Below are 25,042 nucleotides of genomic sequence, written 5' to 3' on the forward strand. Positions count from 1 at the left end.
GCCGACGCCGAAAGGCCAGCCCTCACGCTGCGGGAAGCGCCTGCAGGTCTGGCGGGGTCCAGGTGCGGCGGGCTTCGGGCGTGAACAGCGCGTCCTTCGTCCAGTAAGCGAAGATCCAGTCGGACCGGCCGCAGGGCCCCGCCATCAGCTCCGCCAGCACCACGTGCAGCGGCGCGTCCCTCAGCGCGCGGCGCGCCATCAGCAGCGAGGCGCGCGTGATCGTCTCATGATAGCCTTCTGTATCGGTGTTCCGTCCGCCTACGGAGTCGTTATAGGCGCGGATCAGGCCGGGCATCTCGGCGAAGGCGGCCTCGCCGCGCGCGCGCAGCAGCCACAGCGCGGCCGCGAAATGCGCCGCGTGCGTCCAGGATTCTTTCGGCAGGGCGCAGGCCATCATCGCGCGCGTCAGCGCCTCGATTTCGTCATCACTCTCAAAACTCATGTCAATCTCCTCAGGTTGGAGAGCGGCGGGGCACAAACAAAAACCCCGCCACTCGGGCGGGGTTTGGGGTCTGCTCGGCGCGGGGATTTTCAGGTCCGGGGCCAGCCACACACAAACACACGCGCCGCAATCGGGAGCGTCTGCTGTTTCTGTTGCCGGGTCTTCCGCGTGAACATGCCGGCGAGATACGCCCGGCGCCCGGCGGCGTCAATCTGTCCGGTCTGGCCATTGGCTCCGACTCCCCTATACGTGACCCCGATGGCCACGCTGATCCTCACCTGCGGCGTCGATGAAGCCGGACGCGGCCCCTGGGCCGGGCCGGTCACCGCCGCCGCCGTGATCCTCGATCCCGCGCGCCCAATCGCCGGCCTCACCGATTCCAAGAAGCTCACCGAGGCGGCGCGGGACGACCTCGCGCCGCAGATCCGCGCAGTCGCCCTCGCCTGGGCGGTTGCGGAGGCAAGCCATGAAGAGATCGACCGGATCAACATCCGACAGGCGACCTTCCTCGCCATGCGCCGCGCCATCCTCGCGCTCGCCCGCGCGCCCGGGCATATCCTGATCGACGGCAACGCCCTGCCGGACGGCCTGCCCGCCCCGGCCACCGCCATCATCAAGGGCGACCTCACCGAGCCCGCCATCTCCGCTGCCTCGATCCTCGCCAAGACGCACCGCGACGCGCAGATGAAAGCGTTCTGCGCGCAGCATCCGGGCTACGGCTTCAGCCAGCACAAGGGCTACGGCACGCCCGCCCATGCCGAAGCCCTCACCCGCCTCGGCCCCTGCGCCATCCACCGCCGCAGCTTCGCGCCAGTCAGGTCGGCGCTCGAAGCCATCTCCGCAGCGCCGCTTCGCCGCCAGGCGTGAACTGGATCACCCGGCTGTCCGGCAGCCGCTTCGCCCATTTCAGCGCGAACATCCGCTGCAGCATCAGCTGGCCGGCTTGCCCGGCGAGATGAGGCCGCCGCATGCTCCAGTCGAGACAGCCCTTGCAGACCGGGCGGCGTGACGCCGTCAGTGCGTCTTCGGTGACGCCGATTTCGCCGAGGCGCGCCCAACCGACCTTGCTGAGGCTGAGCGTTTCGCCGCGCTTCGTCAGGGCGCCGTCCTCGAAAAGCCGGTCAAATACGAGCACGCCGAGTTCGCCCGCGAGGTGGTCATAGCAGATGCGCGCCTTGCGCAGCGCCGGATCGCGCGGACCGGTCCGTGTACGGACACCCGTGCGGCCTTCCGAAACGCCGAGCAGCGCCTCCAGCGCCTGCGCCACGTCTGTGCCGCCAAGCCGGCAATAATGATGGCGCCCCTGCACCTCGCGGGCAACGAGGCCGCCATCGAGCAGGCGCGACAAGTGCGAACTGGCCGTCTGCTTGGTGATGGCCGCCTGCACCGCGAGTTCGCCGGCCGTCAACGCGCGCCCGTCCAGCATCGCCAGCAGCATGTTGCTGCGCGCGGGGTCGCCGATCAGGGCGGCGATGCGGGAGATGTCGGGGCCGTCTCTCATGGTTCGACGCTAATCGAACCATTGCGCGCACACAAGTTGCTACAAGGCGATCTCCAGCACCCCGGAGACTGCCCATGATCACCTGTTTCATCCGCTACGAAATCGATCCGTTCAGGAAGGACGCCTTTGAACACTACGCTCGCCAATGGGGCCAGGCGATCCCGCGCTGCGGCGCCGACCTGATCGGCTATTTCGCGCCGCACGAAGGCTCCGCCACCACTGCCTACGGCGTCTACACGCTGCCCTCGCTCACCGCCTACGAAGCCTACAAGGCCCGCCTCGCCGACGACCCCATAGGCCGGGAAAACTATGCCTTCGCGAAGCGTGAACAGTTCATCCACCGCGAGGACCGGATCTTCCTGAAGCTCGCCTCGTCGCCGCACGCCCCGCTGCTGACGCCATGATCGCGGTGATCTTCGAACTGACCGCGCATGAGCAGCGCGGGGGCGAGTATTTCGATCTTGCGGCCAGCCTGCGCCCGATGTTGGACGGTATCGACGGCTTCCACTCCATCGAGCGCTTCCAGAGCCTCGCTGATCCCGGCCGCTACCTGTCGCTTTCTTTCTGGCGTGACGAGGCGGCCGTTGCCCGGTGGCGCAACACAGCCGAGCACCGCGCGGCGCAGGCGGCGGGCCGGGTCGGCATCCTGAAAGACTACCGCCTGCGGATCGCCGAGGTGCGCCGCGACTACGGCCTGAATGCCCGCGATCAGGCGCCGGGGGACAGCCGGGCAGCCCACGACGCGGCGGCACCCGGCTGACCGGACGCCGCGTCAGCCTTTGCGGGCGCGCCATCCGGGGTTACTTTCGCCGCCGGAGGAAATGCCCATGACCTACGATCTCATCATCGTCGGCGGCGGTATCGGCGGCAGCGCGCTGGCCACCGTCATGGCCCGCGCCGGTCGCCGCGTCCTGCTGCTGGAAAAATCCGAACACTACGAAGACCGCGTGCGCGGCGAATGGATTGCGCCCTGGGGCGTCACCGAGACGAAGCGCCTCGGCCTCTACGACCTCCTGATGGGCGCCGGCGGCCATCACATCGCCGAACACGTCACATACGATGAGAGCCTCGCGCCGGCTGACTGCGAGGCCGCCCCGCTGCCGCTCGGCATCTTCGCGCCGGACGTGCCGGGCCCGCTCGCCATCGGCCATCCGCACCATTGTCAGACGCTGTATGACGCCGCGGCCGCTGCCGGCGCCGAAACCCTCCGTCCCGTGACGATCGACATCATCACGCTTGGGCACGCGCCCTCTGTCACCTTCTTCCACAATGGCGAGACCCGCACGGTCCACGCCCCCCTCATCGTCGGCGCCGAAGGGCGCCAGTCCGACGTGCGCGCCGCCGCCGGCATCCCGCTCCACCAGGACAAGCCCCACCACTGGTTCGCCGGCCTCCTCGTGGAGAATGTCGAGGACGTCGATCCGAAACGCCAGACCATCGGCACCGAGGGCAATTTCGGATTCCTCACCTTCCCGCAAGGCGGCGGCAAGGTTCGTGTCTATGGCGGCTACGCGCTCAAGGAAAAGGGCCGGTTCGCCGGCCCCGAAGGCGCCCAGCGCTTCCTCGACGCCTTCCGTGTCGCCTGCGCGCCGCAGAACGACGCCCTCGCCAAGGGCACACCTGCCGGACCCCTCTTCTCCTATTTCAACAATGACAGCTGGACCGACGAACCCTTCAGCGAAGGTTGCGTGCTGATCGGCGATGCCGCCGGCTGGAACGATCCGATCAACGGCCTCGGCCTGTCGATCACCTACCGCGACGTGCGCATGGTCTCCGACATCCTGAAGGAAACGTCCGCGGACGCCGCGCCAAACTTTGCACCGTATGCGGAAGAACGCGCCGAGCGCATGCGCCGCCTGCGCTTCGCCGGCAAGCTTCAAGCCACGCTCGACATGGAATTCGGCCCCGAAGCGCGCGAGCGCCGGCGCTCCTACCATGAACGCAAGGCCGCCAATCCGCTGCTCGGCCTGCACGGCGTCGCCATCATGGCCGGGCCGGAAAACGCGCCCGCCGAAATCTTCACCGAGGAACACCGCGCCCGCGTACTGGGAGAGACGCCCGCATGAGCTTTGACATCGCCGCCTTCAACGCCGCCTGGCTCGACGCCTGGAGCCGCAAGGATGTGGACGCCCTCCTCGGCTTCTATGCCGCCGATACGGTGTACAAGGACAACAACACCGCCGCGGGTATCACCGGCCATGCCCAGCTGCGCCCCTATCTTGAAGGCCTCTTCGCCTCGACGCCGAAGATGGTCTACACACCCGACGAAACCTGGCCGATCCCCGGCGGCTTTTGCGGCCGCTGGTACTGCGCCATCGGCGAAGGCGGCAAGGACGGCGCGATGCGCGGCTTCGACCTCTGCCTCGTCCAGGATGGCAAGATCACCCTGAACGAAGTCTACGTCCACATGATGCCGGCCTGAGCGTCCGGTTAATGCGCTGTTAACCGCGCATCGCCGATTCTCCCGCCACCTGCCCGCGGGGGCAGGATGTGTGGGGGAAGCGCATGTTCCTGTTCGACTGGTTCATTTTCGGCTGGCATGTCTGGCGCGGCGAGACGGGCGAATCCTACAAGTTCAAGATCACGCTGACCCGCAAGGGCATCCCGGAAGGCGGCGGCATCTACATCTTCGTGCGCCGCCGGTTCGGCTTCTTCCTGTTCCCGCTCTATATCGGCAAGGCGACCGATTTCCGCTCCCGCCTCTACGGCCATGAACGCTGGTGGGAAGCCTGGTGGAAACGCGGCGCCACAGAGCGCCACGTGCTGCGCGTCCGGAATGCGACCGACCGCGCCCGGATCGAGGAAGACCTGATCCGGCGCTACCAGCCCCGCATGAACGACATGCTCGTGCCGCGCGGCGAACTCGACATGCCGTCGAATGCGAAGTTGCGCCGCGCCTGGCTGTGGCGCCAGTGGTGGAAGAACCTCTTCCGCTTCGGCGGCCGCAAGGTCGTTTGAGCGCAATGTGCGGGTTGGCGAGGCTCGGTGCAGGCGCCAGTTTCCATCCCGCCTGATTTCTGCAAGACAGGGCGTCCCTTCCCCCTGCGCCCTGTTCCGCCGTGATTGCTCTCTCGCTCAATCCCGATCTCGATGTCTCGAAGCTCGCCGCTGACTATGCGCTCGGCGGCAAGGTCCGCATCGCCCATGTGCTGACGCCGGAGAGCGCAGAGGCGCTGGCGGCCTGCCTGGAAACCGAGACCCCCTACAAGATCGTCACCTTGAACGGCGAAGGGTTGCCGGCTCAATTGCACAGCCAGAACATTCCCTGGCATGATCCGGGCATTCGCAGCGCGGTTGAACGCGCGCGTGACCGGTTCAGCTATGTCTACAAGTCATTCCCGATGCTGGCGGCCTATGAACGCGGCGAACATCCCGGCCATGCCTTGCACGCGGTCTACGAATTCCTGAACAGCCGCCCGTTTATCGAACTGGTCAAATCGGTCACCGGCCATCACGATGTGGTCCGCGCCGATGCACAGGCAACGCGTTATGAGCCCGGCTGTTTCCTGACCACCCATAACGACTTTCAGCCAGGACACCGCCGCCGCGCCGCTTACGTCCTCGGCATGACACGGCGCTGGAGAATCGACTGGGGCGGCCTGTTGATCTTCTTCGACGAAGCCGGTCACGTCACCGCCGGGGATATGCCGGGCTTCAACACGCTCGACCTGTTCACGACGCCGCGCCTGCATGCGGTCACCCAGGTATCGCTGTTTGCCGGGGCGCCTCGCCATTCAATCACCGGCTGGGCCCGCGCCGCCGAAACCGCGCAGGACTGACCGCGCCGCACTTACGCAACCTTTTTGGCCCCTTCGCCAAACAAAATAACAAGCCGCGTCAAGCGCTTGTAAAATAGTTGTCCAAAACTTACGCCCCCCCTCCGCACGCGGAGTTATACTGCGTGGCATGTACTCCATCGCCCGCCTCCGCAGCCACCCGCACTTCGCGCCCTTCTTCGCGCATGTGCATCCGCTGTGCTGGTTGATCCTCTGGTGGGAGCTCAACCGCCTGCTCCGCTGGTTCAACGCCTACGGAATCGGGAACGCGCTCTACTCGGTCAACGAATGGGGCTTCGTCGACATCCACTGTGTCGTCGCCAAGCCAGACCCCAACGCCTACAAGCCCGCCCAGCGAACCTTCCGTCCCCTGACGGACCCCTCGTGGGAGTCTGCCGTTCCAGCTTGTCTCGACACCGAGGCAACGCTCGAAGCCATCCTCCCGCGTTTCGCAGGGAAGATGTCACCGCAGGCAACGCAGGGGGGCTCAGCCCTAACGCTCCTCGACACCTCCTAGACTCCGCTCATCCCGGCGAAAGCCGGGACCCAGTGCATCCATCTGCACCCTCTCCGCAGATGCCTGCGAAGGCAGGCATCCAGCTGCAACCCTCAAGGCAAAACACCTCGACCCCTGCCTGCGCAGGGGTCTGCGGAAAGCTCACATCAAGAACCAGAAACCGGCCGGCTCACCCCCGCGTCCGGCCACACGTGCTTGCCCGGGCGGCCTGCGCATGGCAAATCCCCGCGCATGCCCGACACGCTTGCCCCCGCCCCGCAGCTCTTCGCCAACGCGCCCGCCTCCGTCAGCTTCAAGAAGCTGCGCAAACGCCTCGTGCGCGGCGCCCAGGAAGTCATCGACACCTACGGCCTGATCGACCGCCGCGCCGTTGAAAGCGGCGCGCGGCCCCGTCCGAAATGGCTGGTCTGCCTGTCGGGCGGCAAGGATTCCTATGGCCTCCTCGCCGTGCTGATGGACCTTGCCTGGCAGGGCGCCCTGCCGGTCGACCTCATCGCCTGCAATCTCGACCAGGGACAGCCCGGCTTTCCGAAACACGTGCTGCCCGACTGGCTCGCCTCGGTCGGGGTGCCTTACAAGATCATCACCGAAGACACCTATTCGATCGTCACCGAAAAGGTCGAAGCCGGCCGCACCTATTGCTCGATGTGCTCGCGCCTGCGCCGCGGCATCCTCTACCGCGTCGCGCGCGAGGAGGGCTGCGAGGCCATCGTGCTCGGCCACCACCGCGACGACGCGCTGGCAACCTTCATGATGAACCTCGTGCATGGCGGCCGGCTTGCCGCGATGCCGCCGAAGCTGCTCAACGATGAAGGCGACGTGATGGTGCTCCGTCCCCTGATCACCGCCGCCGAGGACGACCTCGCGAAATTCGCCGAGGCGATGCAGTTCCCGATCATCCCCTGCAATCTCTGCGGCAGCCAGGACGGCCTGCAGCGCGTCCAGATGAACCAGCTGCTCAGCGACTGGGAGCGAAAGAAGCCGGGCACACGGCAAGTCATGGCGCACGCTCTCGCGACCCTGCGCCCGAGCCACCTGCACGATCCGTCGGTATTCGACTTCAAGTCCCTCGCCCCCGGCGGCGCCGGCGAGCACGATCCCAACGTGCCGTTCTAGCGGGCGGTCGCCGCGAGACTGAGGCCTGTTTCCTCCGCGATCCAGCCGGCGTAGGCCGACACGCGCGTGTAGATGCCCGGCGCGCCGCCGCGCGCGCAGCCGAGGCCCCAGCTGACCACGCCCACCTGTACCGGCCGGCCGTCCGGCCCTTCGCCGGCCAATGGCCCGCCGCTGTCGCCCTGGCAGGAATCGACGCCGCGCGCCCCGGCGCAGATCTGCCGTGCCGGATCGATCTGCACATCACCGTAGGCCGCCGACAGTCCGAGCTCGCCGATCACCGCGCGCACCTGCGCCTGGCAGGCCGCAGCTTCCACGACTGGCACCGCCGCTTCCTGCAGCGTCAGGTTCGGCGCCCGGATCAGGCGGCCCGAATGGCTGCGGCCTTCGACATTCGGGGCACCTTCGGATGTCTTGCCGAAACCCGCCGCCGTCACGAACGGGAAAGGTCCGTCAAGGCTCGTCCCGCCGCCCACAAATCCGGCGAGCGGCATGAGCGGCCCGGTCCAGGCGCCGCTGATGCGCAGCAAGGCGATGTCGTCGCCGCCTTCCGGCGCACCCGGCTCATAGCCCGGATGCACGACGAAGCCGGTCACCCGGAACACCGCCCCGGAGCGGGTGTCCCGCAGGTCCGCGCGGCCGACGGCGAGGCCCACCGCGCCGACCCGGAACCGCCCGCCGCCATCTTCCGGCTCGGCATAAAGCTGCGCATGGCCCTGCGCATCAAGCTCGACCCCGTCGAGGCAATGCGCGGCCGTCAGGGCCCAGCCGGGGGCGATCATCGTCGCACCGCATTGATGATCCACGGAATTTCCGTTCACGGATTGCATCGAGGCAAAGCCCGGCCAATGCTCGATGCGGGCATCGCGCCCGCCGACGATCTGGCCGTGAGCGGCAGGCAACAGGCAGGTAAAGACGAGCAGAACAACAAGCCAGCGCATGGCGGCTTCCCTTCAGTCTCCTGAAGGGGAGTGCACTCCAATCAGACCGCGCCGTCAAGACGGCGTGGCCGAATGCGCGCCGGGCGCCTCGCTCAGCTCCGCTCGATCCGGGCCTCGAGCGCCACCTGCCGGCGGTAGATTTCCCACAACATCTTGTGGGGGCTGAGCTCCATGAATTCAGCCTCGGACAGAGGTGGCTCCGGCGGCGAGGATGGCGGCGCTGCGCCGCCGCCGGGGGAGGACCGGCCACCGCCGCCGCCGCTGTTCGACCAGTAGGTGCCTGCCGCCAGCAACAGCGCGCTGCCGCCCATCAGGCCGAAGATCAGCTGGCCGAGTTCGACCGTGAGCTGCATGGTCAGGCTGCGCCCCATGCCGGCGAACAGGTCCGGCTCGGCGCCGAGGAATATGAAGAACATGACGAAGAAAAGCGTGACGGCAATCGTCAGCCCCACCGCCATCAGTGTCGTGAATTTGCTCATCTTCATGCGGACTCGCTCCCCTCGGTTACGTTTCAGTCGCATCGTCCGTCTTCGGACGGAATTTTATTCTTGGCGCCTTGATCACCGTACCCGCCTTCAGCGTCAGGCCATCGAGAACCAGCGCATCCCATAGAGACGCGATCTTCGTGCTGAGCTCAGCTAGGGCCGCCTGCTCCGCTTCAAGGTGCGCGGTGACGCTGGCGGGCAGCGCGCCGCGATAGAACGCGTCCCAGAATCCGGTCTCTTCGGCGAGCTTTGCTTCGCGCCTTGTCCGCTCGTCCACCGCTGCCTTGTATGCCACCTCAAGATCGCTCATGCCCGGCCTATTTAAGCAACCGTCCCTTGACCAGGCGGTCGACGACCAGCCAGACACCGGCCAGGACAAGCACGAGGCTCGCGAAGGCGAACAGCTTCATCCACCAGGTCGAGATCGTCTCCCGGTTCGTCCAGTCCATGATGTGAAGCCCCCAGAACAGGTCGAACGTGCGCCACCATCCGGTCCGCACCGCTGCGATGTCGCCCGCTTGCGGATCAATCCAGAAAGTCGCCTTGTCCGCGCCCTCGAACTCCGCGCGCCACATCGCCCGGCCGGCGCCACGGCCCGCTTCGCGCGGCGCGGGGTCGGCGAGCGTCAGCGCCGCTAGCTTGCCGTCGCCCGCCCAGCCTTCGTCCGCCAGGCGGCGCGCATCTTCCTCCGTGACCGGAGAAAGCGCCGCGCCGGTCTCGGCATCGAACAGGGCTTTGCCCGAATGCGTTTCCGCTTCCCAGACTGCCCGGCCGAGCCAGGGCTTCAGCCGCAGCGCCATCACCGGCTCACCGGCTGCGCCAAGGATATCCTCCACCGGCACGAGATCGTCCGGCACCGAAGTCATCATCGCGTGGGCGCCGCTGCGCAGGTGTTCGCCGCGCACTTCCTCGATCGGCCGGATCGTGAAGATCAGGCCCGAGAGCACCCAAAGCACGACCTGCGCGCCCACGATGAGCCCAAGCACATTGTGACTCTGGCGCACGAGGCGCAGAACTTTCGACATGCAGTTTCCCCCGCCTCGTCCGGATCAGTCGGCGTTGCCCGATTCCAGCACCAACGTGTACGGAATGAATATCTCGAGTTCCAGCGGACCCGAGGGCTGCGTGATGATCCGGCTTTCCAGACCGGTCAGCGTCACGCTGGCGGGCGCAAACGCGGCCTGCAGGCCTTTGACCTCCGCCGCAATGTCGGCCACAAGGTCGGCGCGGTGCTTGGCGACGTCGCGGGCGCCGATGAACTGGTCATCGCCGAGATAGGCTTCCGAGCGACCGGCGGTCTGGATCTCCTCGACGAAGGTCTTCGCCCGCGCCATCAGCCGCTCAAAGGACTCGTCCTTGCGCGTATCGATGTTGAGCGTCAGCGTGAAACGGCCTGTGCCGCTATAGTCGGCGCGGTAGACATCGGTGAACAGGACCGTGTCGATGTCGGACGTCGACTGGCCGAGCTCGCCGCCCGCAAGGCTGAACCCGTCCGTCTTGGCAGCCTTCGCTTTCAGGCGGTTGAACATCGTCTCCAGTTCCTTGCTGCGCTCGGCGGTGTCGCGCGTCGCGCTCTGGAAGGTCACCGCCACCAGCACGAAATCGGCCGGGATCTGGCGATAGACGGCCGGCGCGCTGCGCATGTCGACATCATCGATGCGGTTGGCGGTGACGATCATCCGCTCCATGTCCTGGGCGCTGGCGGCCCCGCAGAAGGCCGAAGACAGGCAGGTCATGGCGAACAAAGCAGACGTGAAGCGCATTTTCGTATCTCCCTTTGAAGACCGCGACGCTCTGACAGTCCTCGAGAGGTGTCAACCGGAGCCCCTTCCAAAGGGCTTGACGGCGAGATGGATTTATTTATCATCACCGTTATGCCAAAAATAGTCGACCATGAAGAACGCCGCCGCGCCCTCGCCACAGCTGCCGTGGACGCGATCGCCGAAGGCGGACTTGAAGACGTTCGCCTCGCCGACATCGCGCGCGCAGCCGGCGTGACGACCGGTGCGATCGCCCACTACTTTCCGGACAAGGACGCGGTGCTCGCGGCCGCCCTCGAAGAAGTCTGCACCCGCCTGCTCGCGCGCATTGGAACGCCGGACGGGCCGCCATCCCTCGCGGAGATTGCCGAGGCGCTTCCGGTCAACAAAGAGATGCGGAAGGCCTGGCGCGTGTGGCTCGCCTATTGGGGCCGGGCGCCTTTCTCCGAGAAGCTGCGGCTGATCCACCAGCAATACTATCTTGATATCGAGACGGCGCTTTTTGAAGACCTGCAGCACGCCGTGCCGGATGCCCGGCGCACGGCGCAGGCGATCATTGCGGTCGTCGACGGCGTCGGCACGCGCGCGACGCTTGAGCCTGAAAGCTGGCCGCCGGCGCGCCAGCGCGCCTTGCTCTCGCAGCTCCTGTCGCCCCTTCTGCCCGCCCCCTGACCCCAACCGCGAAAGGACTTCCCATGCCTGCCCTGCGACACCTGCCCGCAACCGCGCCTGTCGATGAAGTCCTGAAGGTGATTGCCGAAGACGCGGCCGTGATCATCGACGGGGTGATGAGCCCTGAGCTTCTAGGCCGTGTACGGACGGAAATCATGCCGTATGTCGAGGCGACACCGCCCGGCCGCGACGACTTCACCGGCGACCGGACAACGCGCACCGGCGCGCTGGTTGCGCGCTCGCCCGCCTGCCGCGAGCTGGTGGCCCATCCGCTGATCACCGCCGCGACGGAGGCCTTCCTGGCGCCCTTCTGCGACCGCTTCCAGCTGCACCTCACGCAGGTCATCCGCATCAAGCCCGGCCAGAAGGCGCAGGTGCTGCACCGCGACCGCCTCGCCTGGGGCGGGTTCCTGCAGCGCGCGATCGAGCCGCAGCTGAACACGATCTGGGCCGTTTCGGATTTCACAAGAGAGAACGGCGCCACCCGCGTGGTGCCCGGCAGCCATATGTGGGACGACGGCCGCGGCGCGCACGAAGACGAGATCACCTATGCCGAGATGAAAGCGGGCTCGGTCATCCTTTACACGGGGTCCGTCATCCATTCCGGCGGCGCCAATGTCTCGGACGGCGACCGGATCGGCATCAACATCACCTATTCGCTGGGCTGGCTGCGGCAGGAGGAGAACCAGTATCTCTCCTGCCCGCCGGAAATCGCCGCAACGCTGCCGGACGAGCTGCGCCGCCTGATCGGCTATTCGATGGGCAGCTACGCGCTCGGCTATTTCACGCCGCCGGTTCCGCCCGGCCAGGGCGGCGAGGTCGTGCCACCGGAGACGCTGTTCACCGGCGAAGTGAAGGGCTGGGGCGATGACCTCTACGCCAAGGTGTCGACGCGGGAAGCGGCGAAGGCCTGAGACGAGGCGCAAAAAAACGCGCGGTGTTGCCACCGCGCGCTTCTGCTTTCCATCCGCTGGCGGACTATTTGCGCCAGATCGCGGCGAGGGACGGGTCTTCGACGCCGCCTTCGTACTTGCGCAGTTCGTTGCGGCCGACGACCATGTGGTGGACTTCGTCCGGGCCATCCGCGAGGCGCAGGGTGCGCTGGCTGGCATACATGCGGGCGAGCGGGGTCCATTGCGAGACGCCGGTGGCGCCGTGGATCTGGATCGCGTCGTCGATGATCTTGCAGACGCGCTCCGGCACCATGGCTTTCACCATCGAGATCCAGATGCGGGCTTCCTTGTTGCCGAGGACGTCCATCGCCTTGGCAGCTTTCAGCACCATCATGCGCATCGCTTCGATCTCGATACGCGCGCGGCTGATGATCTCGGTATTGCCGCCGAGTTTCGCCAGCGGGCGGCCGAAGGCTTCACGGCTGAGGCCGCGGATGCACATCAGGTCAAGCGCGCGCTCGGCCTGGCCGATGGAGCGCATGCAGTGGTGGATACGGCCCGGGCCGAGGCGGACCTGGGAAATCTCGAAGCCGCGGCCTTCGCCGAGCAGCATGTTTTCCTTCGGCACACGGACGTTCTCGAAGCGCAGGTGCATGTGGCCGTGCGGGGCATCGGGCTCACCGAACACGTGCATCGGGCCGACGATGGTGACACCCGGATGCGGCAGCGGGACGAGGATCTGCGACTGCTGGCGGTTGACGTCCGGCCCGTTATTGGAGCGGCACATCACGATCATGATCTTGCAGCGCGGATCGCCGGCGCCGGAGGCATAATACTTTTCGCCGTTCAGCACATATTCGTCGCCGTCGAGTTCGCACTTCATCGAGACGTTCTTGGCGTCCGACGAAGCCATGTGCGGCTCGGTCATCACATAGGCCGAGCGGATCTTGCCTTCGAGCAGCGGCTTCAGCCACTTCTCTTTCTGGGCCGGCGTGCCGACGCGCTCGAGCACTTCCATGTTGCCGGTGTCGGGGGCCGAGCAGTTCATGGTTTCGGAGGCCATCGGGTTCTTGCCGAGTTCGGCGGCGATGTAGGCATAGTCGAGGTTCGACAGGCCTTCGCCGGTTTCGGCGTCCGGCAGGAAGAAGTTCCAGAGGCCCTGCTTCTTGGCTTCGTCCTTGGCTTTCTCGAGGCACTCGAGCTGGCCGGGCGCGTAGCTCCAGATGTTCGGATTGCCTTCGCCGAGGCGGTGGAACTCGACGCTCATCGGGTTCACGACTTCGGCAATGAATTTCACGACATGGTCGTAGAGGGGGCGCACCCCTTCCGACATCCGCAGGTCGTTCAGGTCGGCGGGCTCGGCGCCGGTGCGTTGAGTGTCAGGCATGGGTCTGTTTCCTCTCCCAAGGTTCACGTTTTTTGCTGTGGCTGCCGGCCACGCTAGCTGAGGCGCCGGGGTGGGCGCAAATTCTTTCTGGCTCTCGCGGCGCCGCAGAGACTCGGCTAAGGCGCGAGGGATGAGCACCTTTGCGGCCATCCTGATCCTTGCCACGGTCCTTGTGTCGGCCTTCATCTCCGGCATTTTCGGGATGGTCGGCGGGCTGATCCTGATGGGCGTGCTGGCCGCCACGCTTCCCGTTGCGACCGCCATGGTCGTCCACGGCACCATCCAGATGGTCTCCAACGGCTACCGGGCGATCCTCTGGCGCAAGTATATCAACTGGCGCGTCTTTGCCCGGTACGCGGCCGGGTCGCTGGCTGCCCTGCTGCTGCTGGTCAGCGTCGCCTGGCGTCCGCAGGCGCAGGTCGTCTACATCCTGCTGGGCCTGACCTCGATGCTCGTCTGGCTGCCGCGGCGCTGGGTCCGGCTGGACATACTCCACCGTGGCCAGGCGGAACTGGCGGGTTTTGCCGTGCAGGCCCTGAATACGCTGGGCGGTGTAGCGGGCCCGCTGCTCGACATCTTTTTTGTCAAGACCGACATGGACCGGCGCGCGATCGTCGCGACCAAGGCCGTGACGCAGGTTCTGGCCCATCTTGTGAAGATTGCGTTCTGGAGCTTTCCCGTGATTGCCGCTGCCGGGGCGAGCGCCTTCCCGCCGGCCTGGTTCTTTGTCCTTGCGGTCCCGCTCTCGATGCTCGGCACGACTCTCGGCGGCAAGCTGCTCGAGCGCATGAGTGATGTCGACTTCAAGCGGGAGATGAAATGGCTGGTCACCGCGATTGGCGCGGCGATGCTGCTGAAGGCGGCGGGATGGCTTTAACACGGCAGTCATGCCGGAACTCCACTTCCTGCCCGTGCTTTTGCCTCAGACTCGACTATTCGGCCAATTAATTTTATGAAACACCCACATCACTGTCCGTGATAGTAGGATTTCCGCCGATGAACCTGCGCAGTCTCGACCTCAACCTCCTGCCCGTGCTGGAAGCCATCTATACCGAGCGCAGCCTGACCCGCGCGAGCGAGTCCCTGCACCTGACCCAGCCGGCCGTCAGCAACGCCCTGTCGCGGCTGCGGCTGCACTTTGAAGACCCGCTGTTCGTGCGCGAGGGACGCGGCGTGAAGCCGACCGCGATGGCCGAAGCGCTGATGCCGGCGGTGCGCGATGCGCTTGACCGGCTGCGGGCGGGGCTGGAGCCGCGCTCCGATTTCCATGCCGAACGCTCGACGCGGGTGTTCAACATTTCCGGCCGCGATGCCGGCGCCTACATGTTCGCGCCGCCGCTTTCCCGGCGGCTGGAAACCGAGGCGCCGGGGGTGCGCATCTCGTGGAGCCAGATCGACCGGGGGGCGATTTCGACCGACCTCGCCTCCGGACGGCTGGATCTCGCCATCGACGTGCCGGACCTGCGCGGCGCCAGCATGGAACGCCAGACGCTGATCGCGACGCCGTATGCCTGCATGGTCTCGCCGGACCATCCGTATGCGAAGCGAAAGATGAAGGTGGAGGACTTCCTTTCGCTGCGCCACATCGCAGTGTCGAGCCGGCGCGAGGGGCGCAGCCTCGTCGAGGAAATGGCGCGCGCAGCCGGCTTCCGGATCACGCCGGTGCTGCGCCTGCCGCACCACCTGCCCGCCATCGAGACCGTGCGGCAGACGCACCTTGCGCTGGTGGCGCCGCGGCCGATGGCGGAAGCTTCTGGCCTCGTGGTGCTGGAACTGCCGGGCGAAGTGCCGAAGCTGGACAGCGTGCTCTACTGGAGCCGCGAAAACTCTATGGACCCGGCGCTGACCTGGCTGCGCGGGGTACTGGTGGAAATTGCGGCCGAGCTTTGACGGCGTCAGGCGCGCCGGTATTCCTCGTCGCGTGCCACAGCGATCCGGTCACGGACGGTTTCCGTATCGTAGCCGAACACTTCCAGCGCGATGCGCGCCATCTGCAGGCCGGATTCGATCGCCTCGGGCACGACATGGTCGGCGCCGGCGGCGACGAGGCGGACCATGTGGTCGCCGTCATGGGCGCGGGCCAGCACTAGCAGGTCGGGGCGCAGCTCCAGAGCGGCGCGCACCATCTGTTCGGCCCGCGCGGCATCGTCGACCGTGACGATCAGCATGGCCGCCTCCTCGATGCCGGCGGCGCGCAGGAATTCGGCGCGGGCAGCGTCAGCGACATAGGCATGCAGGCCGGCGGCGCGGGCGAGCTTGATCTTGTCGGGCTCGCGGTCGAGTGCCAGAAGCGCCGCGTCTTCCTCGGCGAGCAAGCGCGCGACCGATTGGCCAACGCGGCCATAGCCCGCAAGGATGACGTGGCCGGTCAGTTCGCTGAAATCCATCTGCGGCGGCAGGCTGCCCGGCCCGGTCTTCTGGCGCCGCGCAAGGCGCAGGCCGAGCTGGCCGAGGAGCGGCGTGAGCAGCATCGAGAGGCCCGCCACTGCCGAGGCGAAAATGGCGACGTCCGTTGGAAGGGCCTGGCCGGCCTGCGCAGCGGTCAGCACGACAAAGGCGAACTCACCGGCCGGCGCGAGTAGCAGCGCCGCTTCCAGCGACAAGGCATGCGCGCCGGCAAACAGGCGGCAGGCGAGATAGGCGATCGCGACCTTGAAGACGACCAGCGCCGTCACAGCGGCAAAGATCCAGCCGATGTGCAGGGCAATGGCGGTGAGGTTCAGGCTCATGCCGACCGTCATGAAGAACAGGCCGAGCAGCAGGCCCTTGAAGGGCTCAAGGTCGACTTCGGTCTGGTGCTTGAACTCGGTCTCGCCGACGAGGAGGCCGGCGAGGAACGCGCCGAGGGCGAGCGACAGGCCGGCGCTGTAGGTGATGGCGGCGGCGCCGACGACCGTGAGCAAGGTCAGCGCCATCAGGAAGTCGCGCCCGCCGCTCATGGCGGCCAGGTGGAACACGCGGCCAAGGGCGAAGCGGCCGAGCGCATAGATCACGGCGACCGCGATCAGCCCGCGCACCAGCGCGTCGAGCAGCACGCCGCCCATGTTCGCCTCGGTCTTCATCGCCGCGAAGCCGACGAAGATGAGGATCGGCGCGACGAGCATGTCCTGGAACAGCAGCACGCCGAGCGTGGCGCGCCCGACCGGCTGGGCGGCGCGCTTCGACTCCACGAGCACCTGCATGACGATGGCCGTGGACGAGAGCGCCAGCGCGAGCCCGATGATCATGGCCACCGGCAGGTCGAGCCCGAATCCAAGCCCGACGCCGGCGATGACTAGCGCGCTGAGGCCGGCCTGAAGGCCGCCCGCGCCGACCACCACCTTGCGCAGGGCCCAGAGCTTCTCGAACGAGAATTCGACGCCAAGCAGGAACAGGAGGAACAGCACGCCGAGCTCGGCGAACGGCAGCGCCGCTTCGGGCGAGGAGATCGAGAAGTATTCGAGGACCGGCGTTTCCTGCGCGAGGCGGCCCAGCGCGAAGGGACCTAGCGCGAGGCCGGCGACCATGAAGGCGATGACGGTGGGGATGCGGATGAAGCGCATCGCGGGCACAAGGATGCCTGCGGCAATCAGGAAGACGAGCAGGTCCTTGATCAGCGTATGGCTGGGACCATGGCTGGCAGCTTCAGCGGCGTGTTCGATCACCTGTTCCATTCCGCCTCCTTCCTGCCTGATGGAGGCTACACTAAGCAGCCGGGGAGTCGCTTGTCAGCCCCGCGCGAACAAGAAGGGCCGAATGGCGGGCCCGCGCGCGCGTTTCTCAGTCAGATCGCGGCGTCGCCGGGTGCGGACACGGCGGCGCTGGCAGGCGCGCCGAAATCGAGCAGGTCGCCGGGCTTGCAGTCCAGCACCTCGCAGAGCTTGGCCAGCGTCTCGAAACGCACGCCCTTCACCTTGCCGGATTTCATCAGCGACAGGTTCGCCTCGGTGATGCCGATGGCGGCGGCGAGGTCTTTCGCCTTCATCTTGCGGCGGGCGAGCATCACATCGAGCGTGACGATGATTTCGCGCTGCATCAGATGATCTGGTCGCTGTCGGTCTTGAGGCGGATGCCTTCGGCGAACGCGTGGCTGAGACCGAGGATGGCGAGACCCATGGCGCCCGTGCCGAGGGCGAGATCGTTGACATGCCAGATGAAGCCGCGCCCGTCGCCGGTCGTCCAGCTGAGCAGGGTCGGCACGATGATCGCGCTCGCAGCGGCGGCCCAGATGAGACCGCTGCCGGCGCTGCGAAGCGTTTTCAGGTTGCGCGCGGTGAACACTTCGCCCTCGCCGGTGCGGCCGAACAGTCCGGCGAAATCACCCAGCACGCCGATGATGATGAAGGTGGGCAGGTTGACGAGCAGCGCGAGGAGGAAGGCGTTGAGCACGTCTTTCCAGTTCTCGTGCGTCACCACGACCGAACCGACACGGCCCGCAATCTCGGCAACGACCGACAAGAGCATGCCGACGATCACAACAATGGCGGCGACGGACAGCCAGGACGTGTCGCGCAGGTCGCTGGCGGAACGGTCGGCTGTGGATTGGTCCGGCATGGGGCATCTCCTTGTTCAGGAGGTTGGATAGCCCAAAAATTATTGTGTAGCAATAATTTCTTTTTGCTAAAAGCCATTTTCTTATTGCGGTTGATCCTGCGCCCGGATTTCGCGCGCGCCTTCGATGCTCTGCTTGCTCGGGCGGGCGCCACCTTCCAGCAACGCGAGGATGTCGCGGGCATCTTCGAGCTGTTCGGACACAGCGGAGCGAAGCGAAGCCTGCGCCAGCATGGCTGCTTCGATGCGGGATTGCGCAGCTTTGAGCTGGTCCGGATCATAAGCGAGCACCGAACGCCCGGCGCCGCGCCGCGCGCCGGTGTCATCGAACTCGACCGCATCGAAGAGCGGGTCTTCGTCAAACATGATCGAGAGCGTGGCAGGATACACAAAGGCATTGCGCTCAATGCGCTGGTCAAAGCGGATCAGGGCGGCGCTGAGCTCGGCGTTGCGGATCAGGCGAAGGTCACCGTCCGAAACCACCTGGAGATAGACGGCCGAGCGCGGCGATTGGCGGCCGAGATTGATCGAATTGAGAATCCAGTCCTTCACCTCGGCATCATCCGCCGGCACCTCACCGCCGCGCAGCGCCTTGACGAGACTGCGCGAGGCCGCCTGGTAGCGGGTAATGTTTTCGAGGGAGGTTTCCAGTTCGCTTTCGATCCCCTTGAATTCGGCGTGCAGGGCGCCGACCAGATAGTCCGCATGCGCACGCTCGGCGCGGGCAGAATTCCAGTTCGCAACCTGCGTCGCGACAAAGACACCGAGCACGACGATCAGGAAGTCGATCGCGATGGCGGTCCATTCCTGCTTGCGGACATGGTCGATGACGCGGCGCAGCAGCATTCGGCATCCCCCCGGAGCGCTAAGTCAGGCGACCGTAAGCAGATTGCGGCCGTGTGGCTAGCGCCTCAGGCCTTCACGGTGGGCGCGATGATGTCGGCGACCGGCTTTCGCAGGAGGCGCTTGTTGCCCGCGAAGGCGGCGGCGGGGAGCGCGGCGAGGCGCGTGGCCTCGGCCATTGCTTCGGCGAGGAGCTGGTCAGCCGGGACGACCTTGTCGAGATAGCCGGCTTTCACTGCCTCCTCGGGATCGAACAGCGTGCCGTTGATGACAGACTCCGACATGTATTGCGGGTTGAGACGAGCCTTGCAGAGCTCCAGCGCGAAGACCGGGAGGGTCATGCCGATCTGGGTTTCGTTGGCGCCGATCCTGTAGGGGCCCGGCACGCCGATGCGCTTGTCGCAGCCGAGCAGGATGAAACAGCCCATGGCGATGCCGTGGCCTGTGCAGGCCGCGATGACCGGCATGGGCAGGGTGAACAGTCGCAGCGCCAGCGCGCCGCCGCCATTGACGAGGGCGCGCACGTCTTCCGGCGCGGAGCCCATGATGACCTTGAGGTCGAACCCCGCAGAGAACCGGTCTGGCCGGCCCATCAGCACGACGGCTTTCGCCTCCTTCTCTGCCGTGTCGAGCGCGGCGTTCAGCGAGGCGAGCATGGCGGGGCTGATGGCGTTGGCCTTGCCGTCATCCATCGTGATGAGGGCGACGTCGTTTTCGATTTTGACGGTGGCGGTCATGGAAGGCTCCTGGGTTTGGAGAGAGCTTCGGCATGGTGACACTGGGGAAAGCAAGAGCCCCCTCCGTCAGTCCGCCTCGCGGACTGCCACCTCCCCCGTGAACGGGGGAGGATAAGGGAGCTCCGGGTGCGACCTCATCCTCCCCTGCGAAGCGGGGGAGGTGGCCGCGAAGCGGACGGAGGGGGACTTTGCCTATCTCCTCCGTTCCCGGAAGAACCCGCGCAGTAAATCCCCTGCCTCGACATCATTCGCATCGTCCTGCTCGACTTCCGGGCGCCAATGGCAGGTTGGCTGCTGGAAGAAACGGGGGCCGTTAACGACCGCGCCGCCCTTCGGATCGGCGGCGGCATAGATGAGCTTGCCGATGCGCGCGAAACTGATCGCGCCGGCGCACATCGCGCAGGGCTCCAGGGTGACATAGAGGTGCAGGCCGGTAAGGCGGTAGTTGCCGAGCTTCGCCGCCGCCGAACGGATGGCGATGATCTCGGCATGCGCCGTCGGGTCGTGGCCCATGACGGGCGCATTGGCGCCTTCACCGAGGATTTCGCCGGTGGCGGGATCAACGATCACGGCGCCCACCGGCACTTCGCCGCCCCAGGCCGCGAGGCGGGCAAGCTCAAGCGCGCGGGACATGGGCGAGAGGGCGGCGGGCATGCTCACCGTGTAATGTCTTCCCCGGTTGCGAGGAAGTCCTTCATGGCGGCCATTGCGCTGTCTGCCTTCAGGACGGCGTGAAAGCCGTGCTGCTCCTCGCGGGTGCCGGCTTCCAGCCCCCAGGTGAGGGCGCCGCGCACGAGGCGCTTGGCATGGGCGAGGCCTTCGGCGCCGCGGGCGGCGAGTTCGGCGGCGAGTTCGAGCGCAGCGGCGACGGCGTCCGGCGCGACGGCGTTGACGAGACCAAGCTCCTTCGCGCCGGCCGCGTCGACCGTCTGGCCCCGGAGAATGAACTCGAGCGCCCGCGCTTCGCCGATCATGCGCGGCAGGCGCTGCGTGCCGCCTCCGCCGGGGAAAATGCCAATGCGCGTTTCCGGCAGGCCGATGAGGGGCACGCTGGCGGCGGCGATGCGCAGGTCGCACGCGAGCGCGAGTTCGAATCCGCCGCCCATGCAAACACCATTAATAGCGGCTATGACGGGCTTCGGCGATTCAAAGACCGCGCGGATCATGTCGGCAAAGCCGCCGCGCTCGAAGTCCTCGGGCTTCAGCTGACCTGCCCGGACGGCCTCCCCGACCGCGACGATCTCGGACACGTCATAGTGGCGCACGAACACATCCTCCGTACCCGTCAGGACGATGACGCGCATAGCCGGGTCCGCCACGGCTTCGGAGATGGCCGACGTCATTAGGCCGCTGCCTTCGGCCGTCATGTAATGCCGGGGCGGGTTGGCATACCGGATGAGGCGCACGGCGCCCTTCGTATCAGCTGTGACTTTGGCCATCTTGTCCTCCCGGTTTTCCCGGCAGACTGCGCTTGCGTTTCCGGCGTGGCAAGGCTGTTCAAAACAGGAACCCATGCTAAAGCCCGCTCGCACCTGAAACGACGGACACGCCATGCGCATCATCGCCGGACAGCACAAGGGCCGCGCCCTGATCGCCCCCAAGGGCATGGGCACGCGGCCGACCAGTGACCGGACGCGCGAGAGCCTGTTCAACGTGATCGCCCATGCCGACTGGGCGCCGCCGCTGGAGGGCGCGCGGGTGATCGACCTGTTTGCGGGCTCCGGCGCGCTCGGCCTTGAGGCGATCAGCCGAGGCGCGGCCTTCTGCCTGTTCGTCGAGACCGATCACGGCGCGCGCGGCGCGATCCGCGACAATATCGAAGCGCTCGGCCTGTTCGGGAACACGCGGTTGCACCGGCGCTCGGCGACTGACCTTGGCGAGAAGCCGGCCGGCGTGGGCAGCCCGTTCACGCTGGCCTTCCTTGATCCGCCCTATCACAAGGACCTTGTGCAGCCTGCGCTCGATTGCCTCGTGCGCGGCAACTGGCTGGCGGAGGACGCTGTGGCGGTGGTCGAGACAGGTTCGGACGAGGCGCTGATGCTGCCCGGCTGGCAGCAGCTGGACAGCCGCGACTATGGCGCGGCGCGGGTGAGTTTCCTCAAGCAGGCTATCCGATAAGGTCGGACGCGATACACTTTTTCACGCCGCGTTCCACCTTGGTGACGCTGAACGTGTTGCCGCCGCCGACCGGGTGAAACAGGAAACCCTTCGGTGCGCGCTGCCCCCGGAAGCAGGATGTGCCGGTTGCCTCATAAGTGAAGCAGGCCTGCGCTTCGGCGGTGATTTCGAGCCGGCCTTCATAGGCGTCGCCTTCGATCTCGTAGAGTGTGCGGCCGCCCGGCTCGACGCATTCGCGCCAGCGGATGCTGGTGCCCAGCACGATGCCCGACATGCGGATGCCGAACAGCTCTTCGCGCAAGGCTTCCTCGGTCATCGGCTCGTTGCCGGGGCCTGCGATGGCTGCGCCGGCCATCAGGGCGCCAAGCGCCGCCAGGACGAGAGAGCGTTTCATGGTCCCAGCATAGACCGGCGCCGGGCATGCCGGAATGGCCAAGTCGCAGGCCTAGCTAACTTTCGAGGAATTCCTTGCGAATGTCGAAGCTGGATTTCTTTGTGCCGACATCCTTGGCGCAATCCTTCAGCCAGGCATCGGCGGCGGCGATACCCTTGTCGCGCAGCTCGACGAGGAAGCGCCAGCGGGTGTCGTACTTGGTGGAGAGGTTGTAGCCGAGCAGGTCCTGCCCGCCGCGGATCGCGTGGATGTTCAGCCTGCGGTATTTCCGGATCATCGGTTCCTTCAGCATGCCCTCGTCGATTAGGCGCTGGACGAAGGCAATGGCGCGCAGCTCGCCGATCAGCGAGGCATTGAAGCTGATCTCGTTGACGCGCTCGAGAATCTCCGCCGCGCGGCGCGGCGTGCCGGGGCGTTCCAGCGGGTTCAGCAGTACCAGCAGCACGTCCTGCGGCGCGCCGGAATAGATCAGCGGGAAGAGGCTGGGATTGCCCATGAAGCCGCCGTCCCAATAGGGCTTGCCGTCGACTTCCACGGCCTGGAAGGTCTGCGGCAGGCAGGACGAGGCGAGCACGGCTTCGGCGGTGATCTCGTCCTTGGCGAAGACGCGCACCTTTCCCGATTCGACGCTGGTGGCGGAGAGGAAGAGCTTCAGGCCGGAGGCATGCACGGCGTCAAAGTCGATGAGGTCTTCGACCAGGGTGCGCAGAGGATTGTAGTTGAAAGGGTTCAGGTCATACGGGCTGGCGAGCGACGTGAGGGCGGAGGCCATCGCAAAGCCGGCCGCGCCGAAGCCGCCGAAGGCGGAACTGGAATCCGACACCCGCCGCCAGACCTGTTCGAGCGAGGCGCGCGCCCCTTCCGGCCCGTTTTCGCCGAGCCCGGCGGCATAGGCGACGGCGTTGACCGCGCCGGCAGACGTGGCGGAAATGGCCGAGAGGTCGAGCGTTTCCTCGCGGCTCAACCGGTCGAGCACGCCCCAGGTATAAGCGCCGTGGGCGCCGCCGCCTTGCAAGGCCAGACTGATCGGGCGGCGCTTCGGCTTGCCGTTGGTCTTGCCGTTGGCGGGGGTCTTGTCATTCGGCATCGGGAGGGCTCCTTCCGGCTGCAGCCCGCTCCTGCTAACGGAAGGCGGCGCCGACGGCCACCCCGGAGACTAGCATGCCTGCCCTGCACGACCCGACTGCCTCGGCCCCGCGCACGTTAACCATCGATCATGTCGGATCGCAGGGCGACGGGCGGGCGCAGGACGCCGGCCGCTGGGTGTCGGTGCCGTTCACGCTGGCCGGGGAAGTCGTGGAGGTGAGCGGCGATGGCGAGCGCCTGAAGCTGGAACGTGTGGCCGAGGCCTCGCCCGCGCGGGCCGCGCCGTCCTGCCGGCATTTCGGAAAGTGCGGCGGGTGCACGTTGCAGCACATGGCGGCGGCGCCCTATGCCGTGTTCAAGCGCGACCTGATCCTCCGTGTACTGAGCGCGCGCGGGCTTGAGGCGGAGGTGGCGGACACATGGGTGACGCCTGCCCGGTCGCGCCGGCGCGCGGCACTGGCGGCGAGACGCCGTGGCAATGAAGTCGTGCTCGGGTTCCATGCCCGCAAGAGCCATGAACTGGTCGCGCTGTCGGAATGCCCGGTACTGCGCCCGGCCATCGTGGCGGCGCTGCCCGCCTTGCGGGCGATTGCTGGCCATGTGCTGGCCGGCAAGGATGAAGTCGGCCTGCTCGTGACCGAGACTGCCTCGGGTCTCGACCTGCACATCACGGGCCTCGCCAAAGAGGTGAAGGCGCTGGCACGCGCCGAAGCGATGAGCGCTGCGCTGCGCGCCGGTTTCGGACGTGTCTCGATCGAGGATACCGACGTGTTGACCGAGCGCCGCCCCCGCCTCCCGGCGGGCGCGGCCAGCTTGCTGCCGCCGCCAGGCAGCTTCCTGCAGGCAAGCGCCGAGGCGGAGACCGAGATGGAGCGCATCGTGCGCGAACACGTCAAGTTTGCCAGCCGCGTCGCCGACCTTTTCTCCGGATGCGGAACATTCGCGCTGCGCCTTGCCGCAGAAGCAAGCGTGCTGGCGGCAGAAGGCAATGCGGCCGCCATCGAGGCGCTGAGGGAATCGGTGCGCGCGGCGCATGGTCTGAAACCGGTGACCGCCGAGGTGCGCGACCTGTTCCGCAACCCCTATGGCGCCGCAGAGCTTGCGCGGCTGGACGCCGTCGTGCTGGACCCTCCGCGTGCGGGTGCGGCGGCGCAGGTGGCGGAACTGGCGAAGAGCATGGTGGCAAAGATCTCTTATGTCTCGTGCGATCCCGGCACGCTGGCGCGCGACTTGCGCACTCTGGTCGACGGCGGCTACCGGATCGTCCGTATACATCCCATCGACCAGTTCCTCTGGTCGGCGCATGTCGAGGCGGTCGCCCTGCTGGAGCGCGCCCGATGACCGGCAAGCCGCAACCCGCCGTCGGCACCATCTGCTTCAAGGGTGAGGACGTGCTGCTGATCCGCCGCGGCACGAAACCGCTGGCGGGAGATTGGTCGATCCCTGGCGGGCGGATCGAATTCGGCGAGCCTGCCGAAGCGGCGGCGCTGCGGGAGTTGGCTGAAGAGACTGGCGTGACGGCGCGGCTGGTGGGGCTGGTGGATGTCGTCGACGCGATCTTCAGGTCGCGGACCAGCGGCGAAGTGGCGCGCCACTACCTGCTGTTTGACTACGCTGCGGTATGGACCGCGGGGGAAGCCATAGCAGGCGACGACGCCGGCCACGCCGAGTGGATTTCCCCGGAGCGTCTCGCGCAGTTGCCGCTGTGGGACGAGACACGGCGCGTGATCGAGGCGGCGCGGCTGCTTGTGCGCGGCTGAGCCTTCCCATGGGGAAGCGATCCGATTGCCTGCTTGACCCGCCGCACTGTCAGGTCTGTTTAGGCAGGCAAGAAATCTCAGACACAC

At 66.7% G+C, this 25,042-nt stretch carries 33 protein-coding genes; 16 read left to right on the forward strand and 17 right to left on the reverse strand.

Translation table 11 applies throughout. The features are described 5' to 3' along the window. Window positions 1-22: 22 nt before the first annotated feature. Window positions 23-442 (reverse strand): hypothetical protein, encoded by a 420-nt coding sequence (locus IPK75_01620; GenBank protein MBK8197038.1) that lies wholly within the window; start codon window positions 440-442, stop codon window positions 23-25. Window positions 443-700: 258 nt separating this feature from the next. Between IPK75_01620 and rnhB the strand changes: the two genes are divergently transcribed. Beyond that, the gene (gene rnhB, locus IPK75_01625) at window positions 701-1,309 is read left to right on the forward strand and encodes a ribonuclease HII (protein MBK8197039.1); all 609 of its coding nucleotides are present in this window, start codon (window positions 701-703) and stop codon (window positions 1,307-1,309) included. On the opposite strand, the gene IPK75_01630 is transcribed toward rnhB, so the two are convergent. Continuing rightward, on the reverse strand, window positions 1,257-1,943 hold the full coding sequence (locus tag IPK75_01630; GenBank protein ID MBK8197040.1) for a helix-turn-helix transcriptional regulator: 687 nt from the start codon (window positions 1,941-1,943) through the stop codon (window positions 1,257-1,259). The genes rnhB and IPK75_01630 overlap by 53 nt on opposite strands. A gap of 74 nt (window positions 1,944-2,017) precedes the next feature. Between IPK75_01630 and IPK75_01635 the strand changes: the two genes are divergently transcribed. From IPK75_01635 to ttcA, 8 genes are all read left to right on the forward strand, one after another. Further along, a complete protein-coding gene (locus IPK75_01635; GenBank protein ID MBK8197041.1) occupies window positions 2,018-2,347 on the forward strand; it encodes an NIPSNAP family protein in 330 nt (109 codons plus the stop codon). Further along, on the forward strand, window positions 2,344-2,703 hold the full coding sequence (locus IPK75_01640) for an antibiotic biosynthesis monooxygenase (GenBank protein MBK8197042.1): 360 nt from the start codon (window positions 2,344-2,346) through the stop codon (window positions 2,701-2,703). The genes IPK75_01635 and IPK75_01640 overlap by 4 nt, the downstream gene beginning before the upstream one ends. Before the next feature lie 67 nt (window positions 2,704-2,770). Continuing rightward, a complete protein-coding gene (locus tag IPK75_01645) occupies window positions 2,771-4,009 on the forward strand; it encodes an FAD-dependent monooxygenase (protein ID MBK8197043.1) in 1,239 nt (412 codons plus the stop codon). Then, window positions 4,006-4,365: a nuclear transport factor 2 family protein gene (locus tag IPK75_01650; protein ID MBK8197044.1), complete on the forward strand. Its 360-nt coding sequence runs from the start codon at window positions 4,006-4,008 to the stop codon at window positions 4,363-4,365. Before IPK75_01645 ends, IPK75_01650 begins: the two co-directional genes overlap by 4 nt. Window positions 4,366-4,448: 83 nt before the next feature. Further along, window positions 4,449-4,901 carry a GIY-YIG nuclease family protein gene (locus IPK75_01655; protein MBK8197045.1) on the forward strand — a complete coding sequence of 151 codons (453 nt, stop codon included), beginning with the start codon at window positions 4,449-4,451 and terminating at the stop codon, window positions 4,899-4,901. A gap of 101 nt (window positions 4,902-5,002) precedes the next feature. After that, window positions 5,003-5,722, forward strand: coding sequence for a 2OG-Fe(II) oxygenase (locus IPK75_01660; GenBank protein MBK8197046.1), 720 nt, complete (start codon window positions 5,003-5,005; stop codon window positions 5,720-5,722). Between the two features lie 127 nt (window positions 5,723-5,849). Continuing rightward, window positions 5,850-6,236 carry a hypothetical protein gene (locus IPK75_01665; protein ID MBK8197047.1) on the forward strand — a complete coding sequence of 129 codons (387 nt, stop codon included), beginning with the start codon at window positions 5,850-5,852 and terminating at the stop codon, window positions 6,234-6,236. A 231-nt stretch (window positions 6,237-6,467) separates the two neighbouring features. Further along, on the forward strand, window positions 6,468-7,352 hold the full coding sequence (gene ttcA / locus IPK75_01670) for a tRNA 2-thiocytidine(32) synthetase TtcA (protein MBK8197048.1): 885 nt from the start codon (window positions 6,468-6,470) through the stop codon (window positions 7,350-7,352). On the opposite strand, the gene IPK75_01675 is transcribed toward ttcA, so the two are convergent. The 5 genes from IPK75_01675 to IPK75_01695 form a co-directional block, all read right to left on the reverse strand. After that, window positions 7,349-8,290, reverse strand: a complete 942-nt coding sequence (locus IPK75_01675; protein MBK8197049.1) for a serine protease — start codon at window positions 8,288-8,290, stop codon at window positions 7,349-7,351. The two genes, ttcA and IPK75_01675, sit on opposite strands and share 4 nt — an antisense overlap. A gap of 92 nt (window positions 8,291-8,382) precedes the next feature. Further along, window positions 8,383-8,775, reverse strand: a complete 393-nt coding sequence (locus IPK75_01680) for a hypothetical protein (protein MBK8197050.1) — start codon at window positions 8,773-8,775, stop codon at window positions 8,383-8,385. A 19-nt stretch (window positions 8,776-8,794) separates the two neighbouring features. After that, window positions 8,795-9,085, reverse strand: coding sequence for a hypothetical protein (locus tag IPK75_01685; GenBank protein ID MBK8197051.1), 291 nt, complete (start codon window positions 9,083-9,085; stop codon window positions 8,795-8,797). A gap of 7 nt (window positions 9,086-9,092) precedes the next feature. Then, complete coding sequence (locus IPK75_01690; protein ID MBK8197052.1) at window positions 9,093-9,800, reverse strand: PepSY domain-containing protein; 708 nt, start codon at window positions 9,798-9,800, stop codon at window positions 9,093-9,095. Between the two features lie 24 nt (window positions 9,801-9,824). Continuing rightward, complete coding sequence (locus IPK75_01695; protein ID MBK8197053.1) at window positions 9,825-10,538, reverse strand: hypothetical protein; 714 nt, start codon at window positions 10,536-10,538, stop codon at window positions 9,825-9,827. Between the two features lie 111 nt (window positions 10,539-10,649). Between IPK75_01695 and IPK75_01700 the strand changes: the two genes are divergently transcribed. Further along, window positions 10,650-11,207 carry a TetR family transcriptional regulator C-terminal domain-containing protein gene (locus IPK75_01700; GenBank protein MBK8197054.1) on the forward strand — a complete coding sequence of 186 codons (558 nt, stop codon included), beginning with the start codon at window positions 10,650-10,652 and terminating at the stop codon, window positions 11,205-11,207. 23 nt (window positions 11,208-11,230) lie between these two features. After that, window positions 11,231-12,121 (forward strand): phytanoyl-CoA dioxygenase family protein, encoded by an 891-nt coding sequence (locus IPK75_01705; GenBank protein ID MBK8197055.1) that lies wholly within the window; start codon window positions 11,231-11,233, stop codon window positions 12,119-12,121. A gap of 64 nt (window positions 12,122-12,185) precedes the next feature. Here IPK75_01705 and IPK75_01710 read toward each other — a convergent pair whose 3' ends face one another. Further along, the gene (locus IPK75_01710) at window positions 12,186-13,487 is read right to left on the reverse strand and encodes an acyl-CoA dehydrogenase family protein (protein ID MBK8197056.1); all 1,302 of its coding nucleotides are present in this window, start codon (window positions 13,485-13,487) and stop codon (window positions 12,186-12,188) included. 130 nt (window positions 13,488-13,617) lie between these two features. Here IPK75_01710 and IPK75_01715 point away from each other — a divergent pair, with 130 nt between their 5' ends. Next, window positions 13,618-14,364 carry a TSUP family transporter gene (locus IPK75_01715; protein ID MBK8197057.1) on the forward strand — a complete coding sequence of 249 codons (747 nt, stop codon included), beginning with the start codon at window positions 13,618-13,620 and terminating at the stop codon, window positions 14,362-14,364. 119 nt (window positions 14,365-14,483) lie between these two features. Then, window positions 14,484-15,377, forward strand: coding sequence for a LysR family transcriptional regulator (locus IPK75_01720; protein MBK8197058.1), 894 nt, complete (start codon window positions 14,484-14,486; stop codon window positions 15,375-15,377). A 5-nt stretch (window positions 15,378-15,382) separates the two neighbouring features. Here IPK75_01720 and IPK75_01725 read toward each other — a convergent pair whose 3' ends face one another. The 7 genes from IPK75_01725 to IPK75_01755 form a co-directional block, all read right to left on the reverse strand. Further along, entirely contained in the window at window positions 15,383-17,140 is a 1,758-nt protein-coding gene (locus IPK75_01725; protein MBK8197059.1) for a cation:proton antiporter, read from the reverse strand. Between the two features lie 110 nt (window positions 17,141-17,250). Then, window positions 17,251-17,502, reverse strand: a complete 252-nt coding sequence (locus tag IPK75_01730) for a helix-turn-helix transcriptional regulator (protein ID MBK8197060.1) — start codon at window positions 17,500-17,502, stop codon at window positions 17,251-17,253. Further along, entirely contained in the window at window positions 17,502-18,020 is a 519-nt protein-coding gene (locus tag IPK75_01735) for a DUF2975 domain-containing protein (GenBank protein ID MBK8197061.1), read from the reverse strand. Before IPK75_01735 ends, IPK75_01730 begins: the two co-directional genes overlap by 1 nt. 81 nt (window positions 18,021-18,101) lie before the next feature. After that, the gene (locus IPK75_01740; GenBank protein ID MBK8197062.1) at window positions 18,102-18,863 is read right to left on the reverse strand and encodes a hypothetical protein; all 762 of its coding nucleotides are present in this window, start codon (window positions 18,861-18,863) and stop codon (window positions 18,102-18,104) included. Window positions 18,864-18,928: 65 nt separating this feature from the next. Then, entirely contained in the window at window positions 18,929-19,597 is a 669-nt protein-coding gene (locus tag IPK75_01745; GenBank protein MBK8197063.1) for a crotonase/enoyl-CoA hydratase family protein, read from the reverse strand. Between the two features lie 192 nt (window positions 19,598-19,789). Further along, the gene (locus tag IPK75_01750; protein ID MBK8197064.1) at window positions 19,790-20,230 is read right to left on the reverse strand and encodes a nucleoside deaminase; all 441 of its coding nucleotides are present in this window, start codon (window positions 20,228-20,230) and stop codon (window positions 19,790-19,792) included. Window positions 20,231-20,253: 23 nt separating this feature from the next. Next, on the reverse strand, window positions 20,254-21,036 hold the full coding sequence (locus tag IPK75_01755; protein ID MBK8197065.1) for an enoyl-CoA hydratase/isomerase family protein: 783 nt from the start codon (window positions 21,034-21,036) through the stop codon (window positions 20,254-20,256). A gap of 112 nt (window positions 21,037-21,148) precedes the next feature. On the opposite strand from IPK75_01755, the gene rsmD reads away from it, so the two are divergent. Beyond that, on the forward strand, window positions 21,149-21,715 hold the full coding sequence (rsmD, locus tag IPK75_01760) for a 16S rRNA (guanine(966)-N(2))-methyltransferase RsmD (protein MBK8197066.1): 567 nt from the start codon (window positions 21,149-21,151) through the stop codon (window positions 21,713-21,715). Here the strand turns inward: rsmD and IPK75_01765 are convergent. Both IPK75_01765 and IPK75_01770 read right to left on the reverse strand, forming a co-directional pair. Continuing rightward, a complete protein-coding gene (locus IPK75_01765; protein ID MBK8197067.1) occupies window positions 21,705-22,109 on the reverse strand; it encodes a hypothetical protein in 405 nt (134 codons plus the stop codon). The two genes, rsmD and IPK75_01765, sit on opposite strands and share 11 nt — an antisense overlap. Window positions 22,110-22,164: 55 nt before the next feature. Then, a complete protein-coding gene (locus IPK75_01770; GenBank protein ID MBK8197068.1) occupies window positions 22,165-23,196 on the reverse strand; it encodes a patatin-like phospholipase family protein in 1,032 nt (343 codons plus the stop codon). Window positions 23,197-23,270: 74 nt separating this feature from the next. On the opposite strand from IPK75_01770, the gene IPK75_01775 reads away from it, so the two are divergent. Beyond that, a complete protein-coding gene (locus IPK75_01775; GenBank protein MBK8197069.1) occupies window positions 23,271-24,536 on the forward strand; it encodes a class I SAM-dependent RNA methyltransferase in 1,266 nt (421 codons plus the stop codon). Then, on the forward strand, window positions 24,533-24,955 hold the full coding sequence (locus IPK75_01780; protein MBK8197070.1) for an NUDIX domain-containing protein: 423 nt from the start codon (window positions 24,533-24,535) through the stop codon (window positions 24,953-24,955). The genes IPK75_01775 and IPK75_01780 overlap by 4 nt, the downstream gene beginning before the upstream one ends. Window positions 24,956-25,042 lie beyond the last annotated feature (87 nt).

It is taken from the genome of Acidobacteriota bacterium, assembly GCA_016712445.1.
Classification (GTDB): domain Bacteria; phylum Pseudomonadota; class Alphaproteobacteria; order Caulobacterales; family Hyphomonadaceae; genus Hyphomonas.

Coding starts and splice junctions, on each gene's coding strand:
- IPK75_01620 (MBK8197038.1), bottom strand. CDS start 442: ATGAGTTTTGAGAGTGATGACGAAATCGAGGCGCTGACGCGCGCGATG.
- rnhB (MBK8197039.1), top strand. CDS start 701: ATGGCCACGCTGATCCTCACCTGCGGCGTCGATGAAGCCGGACGCGGC.
- IPK75_01630 (MBK8197040.1), bottom strand. CDS start 1,943: ATGAGAGACGGCCCCGACATCTCCCGCATCGCCGCCCTGATCGGCGAC.
- IPK75_01635 (MBK8197041.1), top strand. CDS start 2,018: ATGATCACCTGTTTCATCCGCTACGAAATCGATCCGTTCAGGAAGGAC.
- IPK75_01640 (MBK8197042.1), top strand. CDS start 2,344: ATGATCGCGGTGATCTTCGAACTGACCGCGCATGAGCAGCGCGGGGGC.
- IPK75_01645 (MBK8197043.1), top strand. CDS start 2,771: ATGACCTACGATCTCATCATCGTCGGCGGCGGTATCGGCGGCAGCGCG.
- IPK75_01650 (MBK8197044.1), top strand. CDS start 4,006: ATGAGCTTTGACATCGCCGCCTTCAACGCCGCCTGGCTCGACGCCTGG.
- IPK75_01655 (MBK8197045.1), top strand. CDS start 4,449: ATGTTCCTGTTCGACTGGTTCATTTTCGGCTGGCATGTCTGGCGCGGC.
- IPK75_01665 (MBK8197047.1), top strand. CDS start 5,850: ATGTACTCCATCGCCCGCCTCCGCAGCCACCCGCACTTCGCGCCCTTC.
- ttcA (MBK8197048.1), top strand. CDS start 6,468: ATGCCCGACACGCTTGCCCCCGCCCCGCAGCTCTTCGCCAACGCGCCC.
- IPK75_01675 (MBK8197049.1), bottom strand. CDS start 8,290: ATGCGCTGGCTTGTTGTTCTGCTCGTCTTTACCTGCCTGTTGCCTGCC.
- IPK75_01680 (MBK8197050.1), bottom strand. CDS start 8,775: ATGAAGATGAGCAAATTCACGACACTGATGGCGGTGGGGCTGACGATT.
- IPK75_01685 (MBK8197051.1), bottom strand. CDS start 9,085: ATGAGCGATCTTGAGGTGGCATACAAGGCAGCGGTGGACGAGCGGACA.
- IPK75_01690 (MBK8197052.1), bottom strand. CDS start 9,800: ATGTCGAAAGTTCTGCGCCTCGTGCGCCAGAGTCACAATGTGCTTGGG.
- IPK75_01695 (MBK8197053.1), bottom strand. CDS start 10,538: ATGCGCTTCACGTCTGCTTTGTTCGCCATGACCTGCCTGTCTTCGGCC.
- IPK75_01700 (MBK8197054.1), top strand. CDS start 10,650: ATGCCAAAAATAGTCGACCATGAAGAACGCCGCCGCGCCCTCGCCACA.
- IPK75_01705 (MBK8197055.1), top strand. CDS start 11,231: ATGCCTGCCCTGCGACACCTGCCCGCAACCGCGCCTGTCGATGAAGTC.
- IPK75_01710 (MBK8197056.1), bottom strand. CDS start 13,487: ATGCCTGACACTCAACGCACCGGCGCCGAGCCCGCCGACCTGAACGAC.
- IPK75_01715 (MBK8197057.1), top strand. CDS start 13,618: ATGAGCACCTTTGCGGCCATCCTGATCCTTGCCACGGTCCTTGTGTCG.
- IPK75_01720 (MBK8197058.1), top strand. CDS start 14,484: ATGAACCTGCGCAGTCTCGACCTCAACCTCCTGCCCGTGCTGGAAGCC.
- IPK75_01725 (MBK8197059.1), bottom strand. CDS start 17,140: ATGGAACAGGTGATCGAACACGCCGCTGAAGCTGCCAGCCATGGTCCC.
- IPK75_01730 (MBK8197060.1), bottom strand. CDS start 17,502: ATGCAGCGCGAAATCATCGTCACGCTCGATGTGATGCTCGCCCGCCGC.
- IPK75_01735 (MBK8197061.1), bottom strand. CDS start 18,020: ATGCCGGACCAATCCACAGCCGACCGTTCCGCCAGCGACCTGCGCGAC.
- IPK75_01740 (MBK8197062.1), bottom strand. CDS start 18,863: ATGCTGCTGCGCCGCGTCATCGACCATGTCCGCAAGCAGGAATGGACC.
- IPK75_01745 (MBK8197063.1), bottom strand. CDS start 19,597: ATGACCGCCACCGTCAAAATCGAAAACGACGTCGCCCTCATCACGATG.
- IPK75_01750 (MBK8197064.1), bottom strand. CDS start 20,230: ATGTCCCGCGCGCTTGAGCTTGCCCGCCTCGCGGCCTGGGGCGGCGAA.
- IPK75_01755 (MBK8197065.1), bottom strand. CDS start 21,036: ATGGCCAAAGTCACAGCTGATACGAAGGGCGCCGTGCGCCTCATCCGG.
- rsmD (MBK8197066.1), top strand. CDS start 21,149: ATGCGCATCATCGCCGGACAGCACAAGGGCCGCGCCCTGATCGCCCCC.
- IPK75_01765 (MBK8197067.1), bottom strand. CDS start 22,109: ATGAAACGCTCTCTCGTCCTGGCGGCGCTTGGCGCCCTGATGGCCGGC.
- IPK75_01770 (MBK8197068.1), bottom strand. CDS start 23,196: ATGCCGAATGACAAGACCCCCGCCAACGGCAAGACCAACGGCAAGCCG.
- IPK75_01775 (MBK8197069.1), top strand. CDS start 23,271: ATGCCTGCCCTGCACGACCCGACTGCCTCGGCCCCGCGCACGTTAACC.
- IPK75_01780 (MBK8197070.1), top strand. CDS start 24,533: ATGACCGGCAAGCCGCAACCCGCCGTCGGCACCATCTGCTTCAAGGGT.